Genomic DNA, 16,347 nt, shown 5'->3' with positions numbered 1-16,347 from the left:
AGTAAAAAATGGCTCGTTTTCAAGAGTTTTACAAAGAAAAGGTTGTGCCCGGCCTGATCGAGAAGTTCGGTTACAAGTCGGTCATGGAAGTGCCGCGCATCACCAAGATCACGCTGAACATGGGTCTTGGCGAAGCGATCGCTGACAAGAAGATCATCGAGAACGCCGTCGGCGACCTCACGAAGATCGCTGGTCAGAAGCCGGTCGTCACGAAGGCACGCAAGGCAATCGCAGGCTTCAAGATCCGCCAGGGTTACCCGATCGGCGCGATGGTGACGCTGCGTGGCCAAGCGATGTACGAATTCCTCGACCGTTTCGTGACCGTTGCCCTGCCCCGCGTGCGTGACTTCCGCGGTGTGTCGGGTCGTGCCTTCGATGGCCGCGGCAACTACAACATCGGTGTGAAAGAGCAGATCATTTTCCCCGAAATCGACTACGACAAGATCGACGCACTGCGTGGGCTGAACATCAGCATCACGACGACTGCGAAGACCGACGACGAAGCAAAGGCTCTGCTCGCCAGCTTCAAGTTCCCGTTCAGAAACTGAGGTTACCGTGGCTAAACTGGCACTGATCGAACGTGAAAAGAAGCGCGCCCGCCTGGTCGCGAAGTTCGCAGCAAAGCGCGAAGCGCTGAAGGCGATCGTCGAAGACCAAAGCAAGTCGGAAGAAGAGCGCTACGAAGCACGCCTTGAGCTGCAGCAACTGCCCCGCAACGCAAACCCGACCCGCCAGCGTAACCGCTGCGCGATCACGGGCCGTCCGCGTGGCACGTTCCGTAAATTCGGCCTCGCGCGTAACAAGATTCGTGAAATCGCATTCCGTGGCGAGATTCCTGGCCTGACCAAGGCGAGCTGGTAATAGGAGAAACGTAAATGAGCATGAGTGATCCTATCGCCGATATGCTGACTCGCATCCGCAACGCGCAGATGGTCGAGAAGGTATCGGTCGCGATGCCCTCGTCGAAGGTCAAGGTTGCAATCGCGCAAGTCCTGAAGGACGAAGGTTATATCGACGATTTCGCCGTCAAGGCGGAAGGTGCGAAGTCCGAACTGAATATCGCGCTGAAGTACTACGCAGGTCGCCCGGTCATCGAACGCCTCGAGCGCGTGTCGAAGCCTGGTCTGCGCGTGTACCGCGGCCGTAACGACATTCCGCAGGTCATGAACGGCCTGGGTGTGGCAATCGTGTCGACGCCGAAGGGCGTGATGACCGACCGCAAGGCGCGCGCTACCGGCGTCGGCGGCGAAGTCATCTGCTACGTTGCTTAAAGCCGAGGAGAGAGAAACATGTCTCGAGTAGGTAAGAGCCCGATCGCGCTGCAAGGCGCGGAAGTCAAGCTGGCCGACGGTGCGATCACCGTCAAGGGCCCGCTGGGCACCATCACGCAAGCGATCAATCCGCTCGTGAACGTGGCGAACAACGACGGCACGCTGAATCTGTCGCCGGTCGACGAAAGCCGCGAAGCAAACGCACTGTCGGGCACGATGCGCGCGATCATCGCGAATGCCGTGCTCGGCGTGACCAAGGGTTTCGAGCGCAAGCTGACGCTGGTTGGCGTCGGTTATCGTGCGCAAGCGCAAGGCGACAAGCTGAACCTGTCGCTGGGTTTCTCGCACCCGGTGGTGCACCAGATGCCGGAAGGCGTCAAGGCTGAAACCCCGACGCAAACCGAAATCGTGATCAAGGGGATCAACAAGCAACAAGTCGGTCAAGTGGCTGCGGAAGTCCGCGGTTACCGTCCGCCGGAGCCGTACAAGGGCAAGGGCGTGCGCTATTCCGACGAGGTTGTGATCCTCAAAGAAACGAAGAAGAAGTAAGGGTGCGCAATCATGGATAAGACTCAATCTCGCCTGCGCCGCGCTCGCCAGACGCGTATCAAGATCGCTGAGCTGCAGGTCGCGCGTCTCGCCGTGCATCGCACGAACACGCACATCTACGCTCAAGTGTTCTCGCCCTGCGGCACCAAGGTGCTCGCCAGCGCGTCGACGCTCGAAGCAGAAGTGCGCGCTGAACTGGCCGACAAGTCGGGCAAGGGCGGCAACGTTAATGCCGCGACGCTGATCGGCAAGCGTATTGCCGAGAAGGCAAAGGCTGCCGGCATCGAATCCGTCGCCTTCGACCGCTCGGGCTTCCGCTACCATGGCCGCGTCAAGGCGCTGGCTGAGGCAGCTCGCGAAGCTGGGCTCAAGTTCTAAGGAAGGAATTCGTCATGGCAAAGATGCAAGCGAAAGTTCAGGCTGACGAGCGCGACGACGGCCTTCGCGAAAAGATGATTTCGGTCAATCGCGTGACCAAGGTCGTGAAGGGTGGCCGTATTCTCGGCTTCGCCGCACTGACCGTGGTTGGCGACGGTGATGGCCGCATCGGTATGGGCAAGGGCAAGGCGAAGGAAGTGCCGGTCGCTGTCCAGAAGGCAATGGAACAAGCTCGCCGCAACATGTTCAAGGTGCCGCTCAAGAACGGCACGCTGCAGCACGAAGTGCACGGCAAGCATGGCGCATCCGCTGTCCTCCTCGCTCCGGCGAAGGCAGGTACGGGCGTGATCGCCGGCGGCCCGATGCGCGCAGTGTTCGACGTGATGGGCGTTCAGAACGTCGTGGCGAAGAGCCACGGTTCGACGAACCCGTACAACCTCGTTCGCGCCACGCTGGACGGTCTGCGGAAGCAGTCGACCCCGGCAGACATCGCGGCGAAGCGCGGCAAGTCCGTCGAAGATATTTTGGGCTAAGCCCGGGTGGTCACCATGTCTGAAAAAACTGTCAAGGTTCAGCTCGTCAAGAGCCTGATCGGGACCCGCGAATCGCACCGTGCGACCGTGCGTGGCCTGGGCCTGCGCCGACTCAACTCGGTTAGCGAGCTGCAGGATACGCCGGCGGTCCGCGGCATGATCAACAAGGTCTCGTACCTCGTTAAGGTCATCGCGTAAGCGGCCCTACGGATCAAGGAGTTGATATGGAATTGAATAACCTGAAGCCGGCCGCTGGTGCAAAGCACGCCAAGCGTCGTGTCGGCCGCGGCATCGGTTCGGGCCTCGGCAAGACGGCTGGCCGTGGTCACAAGGGTCAGAAATCGCGTTCGGGCGGCTTCCACAAAGTCGGTTTCGAAGGCGGTCAGATGCCGCTGCAACGTCGTCTGCCGAAGCGCGGCTTCACGTCGCTGACGAAGGAATTCGTCGGTGAAGTGCGCCTGGGCGACCTCGAGAAGCTGCCGGTCGATGAAATCGATCTGCTCGCACTGAAGCAAGCCGGCCTGGTCGGCGAGCTGACGAAGAGCGCAAAGATCATCGCGACGGGCGAACTGAAGCGCAAGATCGTCGTGAAGGGTCTCGGCGCCACCAAGGGTGCGCGCGCTGCGATCGAAGCGGCTGGCGGTTCGTTCGCCGAGTGACACGCGTAGCGCGTCGTTACTTGCATTCATCGGAGAAGGTACTTGGCTAACAGCCCGAGTCTTGCAAAACCCGGTCGAAGCACGGCGAAATTCGGCGATCTGCGTCGGCGAGCGATGTTCCTGCTCCTGGCGCTGATCGTCTATCGCATCGGCGCGCACATCCCCGTGCCGGGCATCGATCCGGATCAACTGGCGAAGCTGTTCCAGAGCCAGGCGGGCGGCATCCTTGGCATGTTCAACATGTTCTCGGGTGGCGCGCTTTCCCGCTTCACGATCTTTGCGCTGGGGATCATGCCGTACATCTCGGCGTCGATCATCATGCAGTTGCTGGCGATCGTCTCGCCGCAACTCGAGGCGCTGAAGAAGGAAGGGCAGGCAGGGCAACGGAAGATCACGCAGTACACGCGGTATTTCACCGTGGTGCTCGCGACCTTCCAGGCGTTCGGTATCGCGGCTGCGCTGGAAAACCAGCCGGGCCTCGTGATCGACCCCGGCATGCTGTTCCGGCTGACGACGGTCGTGACGCTGGTTACCGGCACGATGTTCCTGATGTGGCTGGGTGAGCAGATCACCGAGCGTGGTCTGGGCAACGGCATCTCGATCATCATCTTCGGCGGGATCGCAGCAGGGTTCCCGAATGCCGTCGGTGGGCTGTTCGAGCTGGTGCGTACGGGTTCGATGAGCATCATTTCGGCGATCATCATCGTCGTTCTGATCGCCGCGGTGACTTACCTGGTCGTGTTCATCGAACGCGGTCAGCGCAAGATCCTCGTGAACTACGCGAAGCGCCAGGTCGGCAACAAGATCTACGGTGGCCAGTCGTCGCACTTGCCGCTGAAGCTGAACATGTCGGGCGTGATTCCGCCGATCTTCGCATCGTCGATCATCCTGTTCCCGGCCACGATTCTCGGCTGGTTTAGCACGGGTCAGCCGTCGGGAAGCTGGATCTCCAACACGTTGCATAACGTCGCGGAGGCGCTGAAGCCGGGCCAGCCGGTCTATGTGCTGCTGTACACGCTGGCGATCGTGTTTTTCTGCTTCTTCTACACCGCACTGGTGTTCAACAGCAGGGAAACCGCGGACAACCTGAAGAAGAGCGGCGCGTTTGTTCCGGGCATTCGTCCGGGCGACCAGACCGCACGATATATCGACCGCATCCTCACGCGTCTGACGCTGGCCGGTGCGATCTACATCGTCTTCGTGTGTCTGCTGCCGGAATTCCTGGTGCTGCGCTGGAACGTGCCGTTTTATTTTGGTGGAACGTCGCTGCTGATCATTGTCGTCGTCACGATGGACTTCATGGCGCAGGTGCAGTCGTACGTTATGTCGCAACAGTATGAGTCGCTGCTCAAGAAGGCAAACTTCAAGGGCGGCAACATCCCAATGCGTTAATCAAGGACTATGGCCAAAGACGATGTAATCCAGATGCAAGGTGAGGTGATCGAAAACCTCCCGAATGCGACCTTCCGCGTGAAGCTGGAAAACGGCCATGTCGTGTTGGGGCATATCTCCGGGAAGATGCGGATGCACTACATCCGCATCCTGCCGGGCGACAAGGTGACGGTTGAATTGACGCCTTACGATCTGTCTCGTGCGCGGATCGTGTTCCGGGCGAAGTGATTTGAAAAAAGGGTATTATCATGAAAGTGATGGCATCGGTTAAGCGCATTTGCCGCAATTGCAAGATCATCAAGCGCAAAGGCGTCGTTCGCGTGATCTGCAGCTCGGATCCGCGCCACAAGCAGCGCCAAGGCTGACCGCGCGTTTGTTTGCGCTTTTTGTTTGAGGAAAAACAATGGCTCGTATCGCAGGGGTTAACATCCCGAATCACCAGCATACCGAGATCGGCCTGACGGCAATCTTCGGTATCGGCCGCACGCGCTCGCGCAGCATCTGCACGGCAGCTGGCGTGGAATTCTCGAAGAAGGTCAAGGACCTGACCGACGCAGACCTCGAAAAGCTGCGTGAAGAAGTGGGCAAGTTCATCGTCGAAGGCGATCTGCGCCGTGAAGTGACGATGAACATCAAGCGCCTGATGGACCTCGGTTGCTACCGTGGCGTTCGTCATCGCAAGGGCCTGCCGATGCGCGGTCAGCGTACGCGTACGAACGCACGTACCCGCAAGGGTCCGCGTCGTGCAGCGCAAGCGCTGAAGAAGTAAGCGGAACTGACAGTTACAGGAAAACGTAATGGCTAAGGCTTCGAACACCGCGGCGCAACGCGTTCGCAAGAAGGTTAAGAAGAACGTCGCTGAAGGCGTGGTTCACGTTCACGCGTCGTTCAACAACACGATCATCACGATCACCGATCGCCAGGGCAATGCACTGGCATGGGCGACGTCGGGCGGCCAGGGCTTCAAGGGCTCGCGCAAGTCGACGCCGTTCGCTGCTCAGGTTGCTGCTGAGTCGGCCGGTCGCGTGGCGATGGAATATGGCGTGAAGAATCTGGAAGTGCGGATCAAGGGCCCGGGCCCGGGTCGTGAGTCGGCAGTGCGTGCACTGCATGGCCTCGGCATCAAGATCACCGCGATTTCGGACGTCACCCCGATTCCGCACAACGGCTGCCGTCCGCCGAAGCGCCGTCGTATCTAAGAATGCTGCTGGCACGTTCGTGCTGGCGCATTTGCCTGTCGCCGCGTAGCGTCGACGGGCGTTGCTTTTTTGATTGACTAAGCCCACCGTTCGCCCCAAAGGGCGCGAACTAGCGCGGATTCCGGTCCGCGTGACTGATTGATAAAGGAATGCAAAGTGGCACGTTATATCGGCCCTAAGGCCAAGCTGTCCCGCCGTGAAGGCACCGACCTGTTCCTGAAGAGCGCGCGCCGCTCGCTCGCCGACAAGTGCAAGCTCGACAGCAAGCCGGGTCAGCACGGCCGTACCTCGGGCGCACGTACGTCCGACTATGGTACGCAGCTGCGCGAAAAGCAGAAGGTCAAGCGTATTTACGGCGTCCTGGAGCGTCAGTTCCGCCGCTACTTCGCTGAAGCCGACCGCCGCAAGGGCAACACGGGTGAAAACCTGCTGCAACTGCTCGAGTCGCGTCTCGACAACGTCGTGTATCGCATGGGCTTCGGCTCGACCCGCGCTGAAGCGCGTCAGCTGGTGAGCCACAAGTCGATCACGGTGAACGGCGTCGTCGCGAACGTGCCGTCGCAGCAAGTGAAGGCGGGTGACGTCGTCGCGATCCGCGAAAAGGCGAAGAAGCAGGCGCGTATCGTCGAAGCGCTGTCGCTGGCCGAGCAAGGCGGCATGCCGAGCTGGGTTGCAGTCGATGCGAAGAAGTTCGAAGGCACGTTCAAGCAAATGCCGGAACGCGCTGAAATCGCAGGCGACATCAACGAAAGCCTGATCGTCGAATTGTATTCGCGTTAATCCGATTGACGGCCGAGGTACCCCGATTGCGTTATGCAAGGAGGGGCCTCGGCTGTTTATTTTCTGGTTGTTACCGGTCAGCCTTATCGGTGTAACGAGCCGAGGGTATTGAAAAGGAAAGCCCATGCAAACCAGTTTGCTGAAACCCAAGATCATCGCCGTGGAATCGCTGGGCGAGAACCACGCGAGGGTGGTCATGGAACCGTTCGAACGCGGTTACGGCCACACCTTGGGCAATGCGCTTCGCCGCGTGCTGCTGTCGTCGATGGTTGGCTACGCGCCGACCGAAGTCACGATCGCTGGCGTGGTGCACGAGTATTCGACGCTTGACGGCGTGCAAGAGGACGTCGTCAACCTGCTGCTGAACCTGAAGGGTGTGGTGTTCAAGCTGCACAACCGTGACGAAGTGACGGTGACCCTGCGCAAGGAAGGCGAAGGCGTCGTCACGGCCGGCGATATCGAGCTGGCGCACGATTGCGAAGTCATCAACCCGAATCACGTGATCGCACACCTGTCGAAGGGCGGCAAGCTCGACGTTCAGATCAAGATCGAAAAGGGTCGCGGCTATGTGCCCGGCAACGTCCGTCGCTACGGCGAAGACACGGCCAAGATCATCGGCCGCATCGTCCTCGACGCATCGTTCTCGCCGGTTCGCCGCGTGAGCTACGCCGTTGAAAGCGCACGTGTCGAGCAGCGTACCGACCTCGACAAGCTCGTGATGAACATCGAGACGAGCGGCGTGATCACCCCGGAAGAGGCGATCCGTCAATCGGCCCGCATCCTGGTCGACCAGCTGTCCGTGTTCGCGGCACTGGAAGGCACGGAAACGGCTGCCGAAGCACCGTCGCGCGCACCGCAGATCGATCCGATCCTGCTGCGTCCGGTGGACGATCTCGAGCTGACGGTTCGTTCGGCGAACTGCCTGAAGGCCGAGAACATCTACTACATCGGCGACCTGATCCAGCGCACGGAAAACGAGCTGCTGAAGACGCCGAACCTCGGTCGCAAGTCGCTCAACGAGATCAAGGAAGTGCTCGCTTCGCGCGGTCTCACGCTGGGCATGAAGCTCGAAAACTGGCCGCCGGCTGGTCTCGACAAGTAAGCCCGGTTGTAGCCCGGCTGTAGCAGTAGTTGGCAAAGATGCGGATTTTCCTTTAAAATCCGCATCTTGCTTTTTTCTCTACCGGCCCGTGCACCCCAGAGGTGCGATAGAAGAGCTGGATCAAAACTTTGAATCAAGGAAACTGAAATGCGCCATCGTCATGGTCTGCGGAAACTGAACCGCACGAGCAGCCACCGTCTGGCTATGCTCCGTAACATGTCCAACTCGCTGATCGAGCACGAAGTCATCAAGACGACGCTGCCGAAGGCGAAGGAACTCCGTAAAGTCGTCGAGCCGCTGATCACGCTCGGCAAGAAGCCGTCGCTGGCAAACCGTCGCCTGGCGTTCAACCGCCTGCGCGATCGTGACTCGGTGGCGAAGCTGTTCGACGTGCTCGGTCCGCGTTTCGCGAACCGTCCGGGCGGCTACCTGCGCGTGCTGAAGTTCGGCTTCCGCGTCGGCGACAACGCACCGATGGCACTGGTCGAGCTGCTCGATCGTCCGGAAGTCGACGAAACGGAAAACGTGCAAGAAGCCGAGTAAGCTTCCGGTACGCAGCAGGATCCGAAAGGGCCGAGCAATTGCTTGGCCCTTTTTGTTTTTGGCGGCGCCTCGGCTGCGATCGATTGTCGCAGGCCGGTGCCGGCAGTGCCGCGCGGGCTGCGCTACGATATGCAGTTATTGGCGCGGGCCCCTCGATGGGGCGATTCGTGGCGGCGGAAGCCGGTAAAGGCCAGTCAGGAGGGCGCGTATGGTGGTGGTATTGATGCTGACGACGGTGCCGGATGCGGTGACGGCCGCGGCGCTCGCTGACGGCGCGCTCGACGCGCGGCTTGCCGCGTGCGTGTCGGAGCTCGGTGCGATCAAGTCGCGCTATCACTGGCAGGGCAAGGTCGAGACGGCCGACGAGATCCAGTTGCTGTTCAAGACGAGCCCCGTCCGCTCGCTCGAACTGGAGCGATTTATTCTCGCGCATCATCCGTACGAGACGCCGGAAATCGTCTCGTGGCAGGGGACGGCCACGGCCGCGTACGGCCAGTGGGTGACCAGCGAAACTCAACGTCTATTTCATGTTTAACGGTATGGCGCTTTCCGTGCGCGTGCGCGCGCTGCGGTTCCTCGCAGTCCTGATGTCGTTCATGTTCGTGCTGGGCGGCCTGTCGGTCGCGCGCGCGGCCGACGATTTTCTCGATCCGTCGGTCGCATTCAAGTTCAGCGCGAGCGAATCGCCGGGGCAGGTGGACGTCCGTTTCAAGGTTGCCAGCGGCTATTACCTGTACCGCGAGCGGTTCGCGTTCGCGGTGAAGGGCGGGCAGGCGACGCTCGGCGATCCGCAATTCCCGGCCGGCCATGTGAAGTTCGACCAGACGTTCCAGAAGGAAGTCGAGACCTATCGCGACGAGGTCGTGATTCATGTTCCGGTCAAGCAGGCGGCGGGGCCGTTCGAGCTCGCTGTGACGTCGCAAGGATGCGCCGACGAAGGAATCTGCTATCCGCCTGCGGAGCACGTCGTGAAGGTCGACGGCGCTGCGCTGGGCGCGGCCGCGCCGGTCGATCGCACGGCGGCTTCGGGCAGCTGGTTCGACAAGGTCACGAGCGCGGATTTCGCGCAGTCGCTGCTCGAGGGGCACGGTTTCTTCACCATCGTCGCACTGTATTTCGTCGCCGGCGTCGTGCTGAGTCTCCTGCCCTGCTCGTATCCGATGATTCCGATCGTGTCCGCGATCATCATCGGCCAGGGCACGCGCGCGACGCACGCACGCGGTTTCGCGCTGTCGCTGACGTACGTGGTCGGCATGGCGCTCGTCTATACGGTGCTGGGCATCGCGGCGGCGCTGGTCGGCCAGAGCCTGGGCGCATGGCTGCAGAACCCGTGGGTGCTCGGTGCATTCGGCGTGCTGCTCACCGCATTCGCCGTATCGCTGATTTCCGGCAAGGACATCGCGCTGCCCGAGCGCTGGCAGAACGGCGCGGCGGAAGCCTCGAGCGCGCGCCGGGGCGGCCACTTCGTCGCGGTCGCCGCGATGGGGGCGTTGTCGGCGCTGGTCGTCGGCGCATGCATGACGGCGCCGCTGTTTGCGGTGCTCGCGTTCATCGCGCACACCGGCAATGCGCTGCTCGGCGGCGCTGCGCTGTTCGCTATGGGGTTGGGGCTCGGCGTGCCGCTGCTCGTCGTCGGCATCGGTGCAGGTACGGTGCTGCCGCGCGCGGGCGCATGGATGGACGGCGTGAAGGTGTTCTTCGGCATCGTGCTGCTTGCCGCCGCGCTGTGGATCGTGTGGCCGGTGCTCGCGGGTGCTCTGAAGATGGTGCTCGCCGCATTGTGGCTGCTCGTCGCGGCTGCGGCGCTTGGCCTGTTTACGCCGCATGCCGGCGCCGCATCGATCTGGCGCCGTCTCGGTCGCGGCCTCGGTGCTGCGCTTGCGATCTGGGCTGCAACGCTGCTCGTCGGTCTTGCGGCGGGCTCCAACGACCCCGTGAAGCCGCTGGCCGTGCTCGCGGCGCGCACGGTTGCGTCGGGCGATGCGTCGGCAGCCGGTGCGGCGACCGGAGGGCAGGGGCCCGCGTTCGCGTCGGTGCGCTCCAGTCGCGAGCTCGATGCGCTGCTGAAGACGTCGGGTCAGCCCGTGATGCTCGACTTCTACGCCGACTGGTGCGTGAGCTGCAAGGAGATGGAGCATCTGACGTTCACCGATTCGCGCGTGCAGGCGCGGCTCGCGCAGCTTCACCTGGTGCGTGCCGACGTCACCGCGAACAATCCGGACGACCAGGCGCTGCTCAAGCGCTTCAACCTGTTCGGGCCGCCGGGCATCATCTTCTTCGATCGCAACGGCAACGAAATCGGCCGTGTGGTTGGTTATCAGGCGGCCGAGACGTTCCTGCGCAGCCTCGATCGCGCGGCGGTACCGACGGTGTGACGCGCGCTCGTCGGCGCACGGGCGGCCCGCTGCGCCGACCGGACGGTGCAAAAAAAACGGCGGGACACCGAAGTGTCCCGCCGTTTTTCCTTGTGCCGGCCGGCGCGCGGCTCAGCGCTGCGCTTTCAGCAGACGCGCGGCATCGAGCGCGAAGTACGTGAGCACGCCGTCGGCGCCTGCGCGCTTGAACGCGAGCAGCGATTCGAGCACTACCTTGTCGTGATCGAGCCAGCCGTTCATCGCGGCGGCCTTCAGCATCGCGTATTCGCCGCTCACCTGGTACACGTAGGTCGGGAAGCGGAACTCGTCCTTCACGCGGCGCACGATGTCGAGATACGGCATGCCGGGCTTGACCATCACCATGTCGGCGCCTTCGTCGATGTCGAGGCGCACTTCGCGCAGCGCTTCGTCGCTGTTCGCCGGATCCATCTGGTAGGTCATCTTGTTGCCCTTGCCCAGATTGGACGCCGAGCCGACCGCATCGCGGAACGGGCCGTAGAACGCCGACGCGAACTTGGCCGAATAGGCCATGATGCGCGTATGGATGTGACCGTCGCTTTCCAGCATTTCACGGACCGCGCCGATGCGGCCGTCCATCATGTCCGACGGCGCGACGATGTCGACGCCGGCTTCGGCCTGCGCACGCGCCTGGTCGACCAGGATCTCGATCGTGTCGTCGTTGATCACGTAGCCGTTCTCGTCGAGCACGCCGTCCTGGCCGTGGCTCGTGTACGGGTCGAGCGCGACGTCGGTCAGCACGCCGAGTTCGGGGAAGCGCTTCTTCAGTTCGCGCACCGCGCGCGGGATCAGGCCTTCCGGATTTGCCGCTTCGCGGCCGTCAGGCGTCTTCAGCGACGGCTCGATGGCCGGGAACAGCGACAGCACGGGCACGCCGAGTTCGACGCACTGCTCGGCGACATGCATCAGCAGATCGACCGACACGCGCTCGACGCCGGGCATCGACGGGACGCTCTGGCGTTCGTTGGTGCCGTCCACGACGAACACCGGATAGATCAGGTCGTCGGTGGTCAGGCGGTTTTCGCGCATCAGGCGCCGGGAGAAGTCGTCGCGGCGCATCCGGCGCGGACGGTGAAGCGGATGGAAGCTCATGGCGATTGGGCAGAAATCAGGGTAGTAAGAACCTTACGGAACCCTTAGGTCATTTTCGAGAGCGTTGGTATATGATAGCGATCGAGCGGCACGCGTCGCGTGCCGCTCCCCGCTTCTCCTCCCTGAGCGGGTGCCTGTCGTTATTCGATTAGGCTGTTTGACCCGCCGTTCAACGGCGGGTTTTTTTATGAGCCGGCCGAATCCGCAGGTGCCGTCAGGTGCGCACGGCCGGTCCCGGCCGCGCGTTGCCCGCTCATTGTGCTACAGGCTCGCTTTTTTCGTCGGCGACGGACGGCCGCACCCAGCTCTCGATCAGTTCATGGGCCTCGTCGAGCCCCGTGCGCTTCAGCGCCGAGAACAGCTGGACCGTCAGCTTGCCCTTCACGCCCTGGTCACGGTACGCGTCGAGTCCCTTCTGCGTGTTGCGCAGCGCGTTGATGCTTTCTTGCCGCGTCAATTTGTCGCACTTCGTCAGCAGCGTGTGGATCGGCTTGCCGGTCGGCGCGAACCACTCGATCATCCGGCGATCGAGGTCGGTCAACGGGCGGCGCGAATCCATCATCAGGATCAGGCCGCACAGCTGCGAACGCGTCGCGAGGTAGGACGACAGCAGCATTTCCCAGTGGGCCTTCGCGGCCCCCGGCACTTCCGCGTAGCCGTAGCCGGGCAGGTCGACGAGGTTCGCGACGGGCTCGGCGGCCGGGCCGACGGAGAAGTAGTTGATGTGCTGGGTGCGGCCGGGCGTCTTCGACGCGAAGGCAAGCCGCTTCTGGTTGCACAGCACGTTGATCGCCGTCGATTTGCCGGCATTCGAGCGGCCCGCGAACGCGATTTCCGGTTGTACCGTCGGCGGCAGGTCGCGCAGATGGTTGACGGTCGTGTAGAAGCGGGCTTGGTGGAGCAAAAAGGCCATGGGGGAAACCGGTGGGACGGGGCGGCGCGAGCCGCTTGGTGGAGGCGGGGTAGCCCCGATAGGCGCGGGAGCTTTCAGCGCGATATTGTACAATACGGCGGTTTTGCCGAAGGGCTGCGGGCGCCTGCCTCGCGCTTTTATGCAGCTTCTGCGGTAGACTGGTCGACGTCGTTTTTTGCAGAACCTCAAATTCCCACAAGACGAAACAGGGTGTGCGAATGAATCGACTGTGCAAGTCTCTGATGGTGCTTCAGGTTGCAGCAGGGTTCGTAGGTTTCGTAGCGGAGGCAAATGCGGCGGATGCGGCAAAGCCGGATCTGGACCGCGGCAAGGCGATTGCCGGGCAAGTTTGCGCGTCGTGTCACGGCGCGGACGGCAACAGCGCGTCGGGCAGTTTCCCGAAGCTGGCCGGCCAGCATCCCGACTATCTGGTCAAGCAGTTGAACGACTTCAAGGCCCAGCCGGGCGCGAAGGGGCCGGCGCGGACCAATCCGGTGATGGTCGGGTTCGCGAGCGCGTTGAGCGCGGACGACATGCGCAACGTCGCTGCGTATTACGGATCGCAGACGACGAAGCTCGGCACCGCACGCGACGCGGCGACCGTGCCGATCGGCCAGAAGATCTATCGCGGCGGCATCGCGGAAAAGGGTGTACCCGCCTGCGCGAGCTGCCACGGGCCGACGGGGCAGGGCATTCCGGTCCAGTACCCGCGTCTGTCGGGGCAATGGGCCGATTACACGGTTGCCCAGTTGACCGCGTTCCAGCAGGGTGTCGGCGCGCGCAACAACAACGAGGCGATGCATCAGATCGCAGCGCGTCTGTCGGACAACGAGATCAAGGCCGTCGCGGATTACATCGCGGGCCTGCGTTGACCGGACGGTCGCGAATGGAATGACCGGGCGCCCGAAGGGCGGCCGGCGTCAGAACAAGAAAAAGGGTGGGGCGCCGCGTGATTGCGGTTGCCTCGCCCTTTTTTGTCGGCACTCGCCGGGTCGTCCCCAGCGTGCTGACCGCCCCCTTGGGGCAGCGAACATAGTGAGCGTAGGGGCTGTTTCCCCTTAGTCGGAGTTTGAATGAGCGTTACCACGTCGGGGTTGCAGTCGAAGTCGGGTCAAAGTGCGTCCAGGCGCGCGATCGAGCTGCTGAGCTCGATGCGCTTCGCGATCGCGCTGCTGGTAGTGCTGTCGATCGCGAGCATCGTCGGCACGGTCCTGACGCAGGACGATCCGTATCCGAACTACGTGAACCAGTTCGGGCCGTTCTGGGCGGACATCTTCCGCTCGCTGGGCCTGTACAACGTGTACAGCGCCTGGTGGTTCATGCTGATCCTGATCTTCCTCGTCGTGTCGATCTCGCTGTGCGTGATCCGCAATGCGCCGAAGATGCTTGCCGATGCGAAGAGCTGGAAGGACAAGGTCCGCGAAGGCAGCCTGCGCGCGTTCCACCACAAGGCCGAATACTCGGCGTCCGGCACGCGCGCGACCGTCGCGGCCACGCTCGCCACGTTCGTCACCAAGGCCGGCTACAAGCACGTCGTGCGTGAAACCGACGGCGCGACGCTGATTTCCGCGAAGCGCGGCGCGCTGACGAAGTGGGGCTACATCTCCGCGCACCTTGCGATCGTCGTGATCTGTATCGGCGGCCTGCTGGACAGCAACCTGCCGATCAAATTCCAGATGTGGATGTTCGGCAAGAGCCCGGTCAACACGAGCGCGACGATCAGCGAAATCTCGCCCGACCACCGGCTGTCCGTGTCGAACCCGACGTTCCGCGGCTACGCGTGGGTGCCGGAAGGCCAGTTCGTGTCGACCGCGATCCTGAACCAGCCGAGCGGCTCGCTGATCCAGGACCTGCCGTTCTCGATCCAGCTCAACAAGTTCATCGTCGACTACTACACGACCGGGATGCCGAAGCTGTTCGCGAGCGACATCGTCGTGATCGATCGCGAGACGGGCCAGAAGATCCCGGCGCGCGTCGAGGTCAACAAGCCGTTCACGTACAAGGGCGTGTCGATCTACCAGTCGAGCTTCCAGGACGGCGGCTCGCAGATGGAGATGACGGCCTACCCGATGACGGGCGGCAACGCGAAGACCTTCGCGGTGAAGGGCACGATCGGCAGCACGGCGCCGCTGCAGATGCCGGGCAGCGACGGCGACACGATCGAGTTCTCCGACTTCCGCGCGATCAACGTCGAGAACATGGCCGACGCGAACGGCAAGCCGGACGTGCGCGGCGTCGCGAAGACGGCGTCGCTGAAGGAAGCGTTCGACGAGCGGCTCGGTTCGGGCGCGAAGACGTCGAAGCCGGTGCAGCTCCACAACATCGGCCCGTCGGTGCAATACAAGATTCGCGGCAAGGACGGCCAGGCGCGCGAATTCAATAACTACATGCTGCCCGTCGACATGGGCGGCACGCGCGTGTTCCTCGCCGGCGTGCGCGCGAGCCCGAACGATCCGTTCCGCTACATGCGGATTCCGGCCGACAGCCAGGATTCGATCGGCGAATGGATGCGCCTGCGCGCCGCGCTCGAGGATCCAGCCGTGCGTGCCGACGCCGCCGCGCGCTTCGCGCAGCGTTCGCTGCCGACGACCGAAGCGTCGCTGCGTGGCCGCCTGCAGGACAGCGCGTTCAAAGTGCTGACCCTTTTTGCGGCGAGCGACGACAGCATCGGCCGCGGCGCCGACGGCCAGCCGGTCGGCGGCTTCCAGGCGGTGGCGACCTTCATCGATCGTTCGGTGCCGAAGGCCGAGCAGGAGAAGGCGGCGAGCCTGCTGCTGCGCATGCTCGAGGGTTCGATGTGGGAGGTCTGGCAGATCGCGCGCGAGCGCGCCGGCGAGCCGGCTGCCCAACAGGGCGCCGACACGATCCGCTTCGTGCAGAACGCGATCAATGCGCTATCGGACAGCTTCTTGTATGGATCGCCGGTCTATTTGCAGCTTGACTCCTTCAAGCAGGTGCAAGCTTCGGTATTTCAGTTGACGCGCGCACCCGGCAAGAATCTGGTGTATCTTGGCAGCCTGCTGCTGGTCGCCGGCATCTTCTCGATGTTCTACGTGCGCGAGCGGCGCCTCTGGTTCTGGCTCAAGGATGCCGGTTCGGGCGTCGATGTGGTGATGGCGATGTCCACGGCCCGCAAGACCTTCGATTTCGAAAAAGAATTCGTGCAGACGCGCGACGCGGCCGGCGCCGCCTTGCGCGCCGCACCGCGCGACGCCGCGCCCGCCGGTGCGGCAGCGACTGCCCGTCCGCCTGCCGGCGGCGATTCCGAGAATTCCACCCGGTAACATCATGGATCTCACGCAAGTTTCCTCTTCCCGTTCGGGGCCGGTTCAGGCCCCGAATCCGGCGCCGTTGTTCGACGACCGTCCGTTCCTCGCGCGCCTGTCGGTCATCGACTGGCTGTTCGCACTGGCACTCGTGGTCGGCGCGGGCTATGCGTTCGTGCATTACAACGAACACATGAATTACTACGACAAGGCGGTGATGATCGGCACCGTGCCGGCGCTCGTCGTGCTCGGCTGGCGCTGGAAGCCCGCGCGGCTG

General features: G+C 62.7%; 22 protein-coding genes and 1 pseudogene. 21 read left to right on the top strand and 2 right to left on the bottom strand.

The genetic code is table 11. From position 1 onward, the window contains the following. Positions 1 to 8: 8 nt before the first annotated feature. From rplE to dsbD, 18 genes are all read left to right on the top strand, one after another. Positions 9 to 548, top strand: a complete 540-nt coding sequence (rplE, locus tag DIE17_RS34700) for a 50S ribosomal protein L5 (protein ID WP_006477186.1) — start codon at positions 9 to 11, stop codon at positions 546 to 548. Between the two features lie 7 nt (positions 549 to 555). Further along, complete coding sequence (gene rpsN / locus DIE17_RS34695; RefSeq protein WP_006482884.1) at positions 556 to 861, top strand: 30S ribosomal protein S14; 306 nt, start codon at positions 556 to 558, stop codon at positions 859 to 861. Between the two features lie 14 nt (positions 862 to 875). Further along, on the top strand, positions 876 to 1,271 hold the full coding sequence (gene rpsH, locus DIE17_RS34690; RefSeq protein ID WP_006477185.1) for a 30S ribosomal protein S8: 396 nt from the start codon (positions 876 to 878) through the stop codon (positions 1,269 to 1,271). 18 nt (positions 1,272 to 1,289) lie between these two features. Beyond that, entirely contained in the window at positions 1,290 to 1,820 is a 531-nt protein-coding gene (gene rplF / locus DIE17_RS34685; protein WP_124921761.1) for a 50S ribosomal protein L6, read from the top strand. Between the two features lie 12 nt (positions 1,821 to 1,832). Next, on the top strand, positions 1,833 to 2,198 hold the full coding sequence (gene rplR / locus DIE17_RS34680; protein WP_006477183.1) for a 50S ribosomal protein L18: 366 nt from the start codon (positions 1,833 to 1,835) through the stop codon (positions 2,196 to 2,198). 14 nt (positions 2,199 to 2,212) lie between these two features. Beyond that, positions 2,213 to 2,731 carry a 30S ribosomal protein S5 gene (gene rpsE, locus DIE17_RS34675; RefSeq protein WP_006752931.1) on the top strand — a complete coding sequence of 173 codons (519 nt, stop codon included), beginning with the start codon at positions 2,213 to 2,215 and terminating at the stop codon, positions 2,729 to 2,731. Positions 2,732 to 2,746: 15 nt separating this feature from the next. Further along, positions 2,747 to 2,929 carry a 50S ribosomal protein L30 gene (gene rpmD, locus DIE17_RS34670; RefSeq protein ID WP_006400644.1) on the top strand — a complete coding sequence of 61 codons (183 nt, stop codon included), beginning with the start codon at positions 2,747 to 2,749 and terminating at the stop codon, positions 2,927 to 2,929. A 26-nt stretch (positions 2,930 to 2,955) separates the two neighbouring features. After that, the gene (rplO, locus tag DIE17_RS34665; RefSeq protein ID WP_006482880.1) at positions 2,956 to 3,390 is read left to right on the top strand and encodes a 50S ribosomal protein L15; all 435 of its coding nucleotides are present in this window, start codon (positions 2,956 to 2,958) and stop codon (positions 3,388 to 3,390) included. 42 nt (positions 3,391 to 3,432) lie between these two features. Further along, complete coding sequence (gene secY, locus DIE17_RS34660) at positions 3,433 to 4,782, top strand: preprotein translocase subunit SecY (RefSeq protein ID WP_006400642.1); 1,350 nt, start codon at positions 3,433 to 3,435, stop codon at positions 4,780 to 4,782. A gap of 9 nt (positions 4,783 to 4,791) precedes the next feature. Then, positions 4,792 to 5,010, top strand: a complete 219-nt coding sequence (infA, locus tag DIE17_RS34655; protein WP_004521905.1) for a translation initiation factor IF-1 — start codon at positions 4,792 to 4,794, stop codon at positions 5,008 to 5,010. Positions 5,011 to 5,030: 20 nt separating this feature from the next. Then, positions 5,031 to 5,147, top strand: a complete 117-nt coding sequence (gene rpmJ, locus DIE17_RS34650; RefSeq protein ID WP_004199844.1) for a 50S ribosomal protein L36 — start codon at positions 5,031 to 5,033, stop codon at positions 5,145 to 5,147. 38 nt (positions 5,148 to 5,185) lie between these two features. Further along, positions 5,186 to 5,551 carry a 30S ribosomal protein S13 gene (rpsM, locus tag DIE17_RS34645; RefSeq protein WP_039323572.1) on the top strand — a complete coding sequence of 122 codons (366 nt, stop codon included), beginning with the start codon at positions 5,186 to 5,188 and terminating at the stop codon, positions 5,549 to 5,551. Positions 5,552 to 5,579: 28 nt separating this feature from the next. Then, positions 5,580 to 5,981 carry a 30S ribosomal protein S11 gene (gene rpsK / locus DIE17_RS34640; RefSeq protein WP_004197937.1) on the top strand — a complete coding sequence of 134 codons (402 nt, stop codon included), beginning with the start codon at positions 5,580 to 5,582 and terminating at the stop codon, positions 5,979 to 5,981. 156 nt (positions 5,982 to 6,137) lie between these two features. Continuing rightward, positions 6,138 to 6,761, top strand: a complete 624-nt coding sequence (gene rpsD, locus DIE17_RS34635; RefSeq protein WP_006477177.1) for a 30S ribosomal protein S4 — start codon at positions 6,138 to 6,140, stop codon at positions 6,759 to 6,761. A 124-nt stretch (positions 6,762 to 6,885) separates the two neighbouring features. Then, a complete protein-coding gene (locus tag DIE17_RS34630) occupies positions 6,886 to 7,863 on the top strand; it encodes a DNA-directed RNA polymerase subunit alpha (RefSeq protein ID WP_006477176.1) in 978 nt (325 codons plus the stop codon). A 147-nt stretch (positions 7,864 to 8,010) separates the two neighbouring features. Continuing rightward, on the top strand, positions 8,011 to 8,406 hold the full coding sequence (gene rplQ, locus DIE17_RS34625; RefSeq protein ID WP_006477175.1) for a 50S ribosomal protein L17: 396 nt from the start codon (positions 8,011 to 8,013) through the stop codon (positions 8,404 to 8,406). A 208-nt stretch (positions 8,407 to 8,614) separates the two neighbouring features. Then, a complete protein-coding gene (cutA, locus tag DIE17_RS34620) occupies positions 8,615 to 8,941 on the top strand; it encodes a divalent-cation tolerance protein CutA (protein WP_124489450.1) in 327 nt (108 codons plus the stop codon). Beyond that, positions 8,934 to 10,781 carry a protein-disulfide reductase DsbD gene (gene dsbD, locus DIE17_RS34615; protein ID WP_124523861.1) on the top strand — a complete coding sequence of 616 codons (1,848 nt, stop codon included), beginning with the start codon at positions 8,934 to 8,936 and terminating at the stop codon, positions 10,779 to 10,781. Before cutA ends, dsbD begins: the two co-directional genes overlap by 8 nt. 111 nt (positions 10,782 to 10,892) lie before the next feature. On the opposite strand, the gene hemB is transcribed toward dsbD, so the two are convergent. Both hemB and yihA read right to left on the bottom strand, forming a co-directional pair. Then, on the bottom strand, positions 10,893 to 11,891 hold the full coding sequence (gene hemB / locus DIE17_RS34610) for a porphobilinogen synthase (protein WP_121860787.1): 999 nt from the start codon (positions 11,889 to 11,891) through the stop codon (positions 10,893 to 10,895). A 253-nt stretch (positions 11,892 to 12,144) separates the two neighbouring features. Continuing rightward, a complete protein-coding gene (yihA, locus tag DIE17_RS34605) occupies positions 12,145 to 12,804 on the bottom strand; it encodes a ribosome biogenesis GTP-binding protein YihA/YsxC (protein ID WP_044848923.1) in 660 nt (219 codons plus the stop codon). A 218-nt stretch (positions 12,805 to 13,022) separates the two neighbouring features. Here yihA and DIE17_RS34600 point away from each other — a divergent pair, with 218 nt between their 5' ends. The 3 genes and pseudogenes from DIE17_RS34600 to DIE17_RS34590 form a co-directional block, all read left to right on the top strand. Continuing rightward, on the top strand, positions 13,023 to 13,676 hold the full coding sequence (locus DIE17_RS34600) for a cytochrome c (RefSeq protein WP_044848922.1): 654 nt from the start codon (positions 13,023 to 13,025) through the stop codon (positions 13,674 to 13,676). A 201-nt stretch (positions 13,677 to 13,877) separates the two neighbouring features. After that, a complete protein-coding gene (locus tag DIE17_RS34595) occupies positions 13,878 to 16,088 on the top strand; it encodes a cytochrome c biogenesis protein ResB (protein ID WP_044848921.1) in 2,211 nt (736 codons plus the stop codon). 4 nt (positions 16,089 to 16,092) lie between these two features. Then, positions 16,093 to 16,347 (top strand): annotated as a pseudogene (locus DIE17_RS34590) (c-type cytochrome biogenesis protein CcsB); the annotation flags it as partial.

It is taken from the genome of Burkholderia sp. Bp9099 (assembly GCF_003857805.1).
In the GTDB taxonomy this organism is placed as follows: domain Bacteria; phylum Pseudomonadota; class Gammaproteobacteria; order Burkholderiales; family Burkholderiaceae; genus Burkholderia.
The sequence above is the reverse complement of the archived record's forward strand: the minus strand, read 5'-3'. Positions and strand labels throughout refer to the sequence as shown.

Excerpts from the sequence above, each read along its gene's own strand:
- dsbD (WP_124523861.1), top strand. The coding sequence starts at position 8,934 with ATGTTTAACGGTATGGCGCTTTCCGTGCGCGTGCGCGCGCTGCGGTTC.
- DIE17_RS34595 (WP_044848921.1), top strand. The coding sequence starts at position 13,878 with ATGAGCGTTACCACGTCGGGGTTGCAGTCGAAGTCGGGTCAAAGTGCG.
- rpsE (WP_006752931.1), top strand. The coding sequence starts at position 2,213 with ATGGCAAAGATGCAAGCGAAAGTTCAGGCTGACGAGCGCGACGACGGC.
- cutA (WP_124489450.1), top strand. The coding sequence starts at position 8,615 with ATGGTGGTGGTATTGATGCTGACGACGGTGCCGGATGCGGTGACGGCC.
- rpsK (WP_004197937.1), top strand. The coding sequence starts at position 5,580 with ATGGCTAAGGCTTCGAACACCGCGGCGCAACGCGTTCGCAAGAAGGTT.
- rplQ (WP_006477175.1), top strand. The coding sequence starts at position 8,011 with ATGCGCCATCGTCATGGTCTGCGGAAACTGAACCGCACGAGCAGCCAC.
- rpsH (WP_006477185.1), top strand. The coding sequence starts at position 876 with ATGAGCATGAGTGATCCTATCGCCGATATGCTGACTCGCATCCGCAAC.
- DIE17_RS34600 (WP_044848922.1), top strand. The coding sequence starts at position 13,023 with ATGAATCGACTGTGCAAGTCTCTGATGGTGCTTCAGGTTGCAGCAGGG.
- rpsM (WP_039323572.1), top strand. The coding sequence starts at position 5,186 with ATGGCTCGTATCGCAGGGGTTAACATCCCGAATCACCAGCATACCGAG.
- rplE (WP_006477186.1), top strand. The coding sequence starts at position 9 with ATGGCTCGTTTTCAAGAGTTTTACAAAGAAAAGGTTGTGCCCGGCCTG.
- yihA (WP_044848923.1), bottom strand. The coding sequence starts at position 12,804 with ATGGCCTTTTTGCTCCACCAAGCCCGCTTCTACACGACCGTCAACCAT.
- rplR (WP_006477183.1), top strand. The coding sequence starts at position 1,833 with ATGGATAAGACTCAATCTCGCCTGCGCCGCGCTCGCCAGACGCGTATC.
- DIE17_RS34630 (WP_006477176.1), top strand. The coding sequence starts at position 6,886 with ATGCAAACCAGTTTGCTGAAACCCAAGATCATCGCCGTGGAATCGCTG.
- rpmJ (WP_004199844.1), top strand. The coding sequence starts at position 5,031 with ATGAAAGTGATGGCATCGGTTAAGCGCATTTGCCGCAATTGCAAGATC.
- hemB (WP_121860787.1), bottom strand. The coding sequence starts at position 11,891 with ATGAGCTTCCATCCGCTTCACCGTCCGCGCCGGATGCGCCGCGACGAC.
- infA (WP_004521905.1), top strand. The coding sequence starts at position 4,792 with ATGGCCAAAGACGATGTAATCCAGATGCAAGGTGAGGTGATCGAAAAC.
- rplO (WP_006482880.1), top strand. The coding sequence starts at position 2,956 with ATGGAATTGAATAACCTGAAGCCGGCCGCTGGTGCAAAGCACGCCAAG.
- rplF (WP_124921761.1), top strand. The coding sequence starts at position 1,290 with ATGTCTCGAGTAGGTAAGAGCCCGATCGCGCTGCAAGGCGCGGAAGTC.
- rpmD (WP_006400644.1), top strand. The coding sequence starts at position 2,747 with ATGTCTGAAAAAACTGTCAAGGTTCAGCTCGTCAAGAGCCTGATCGGG.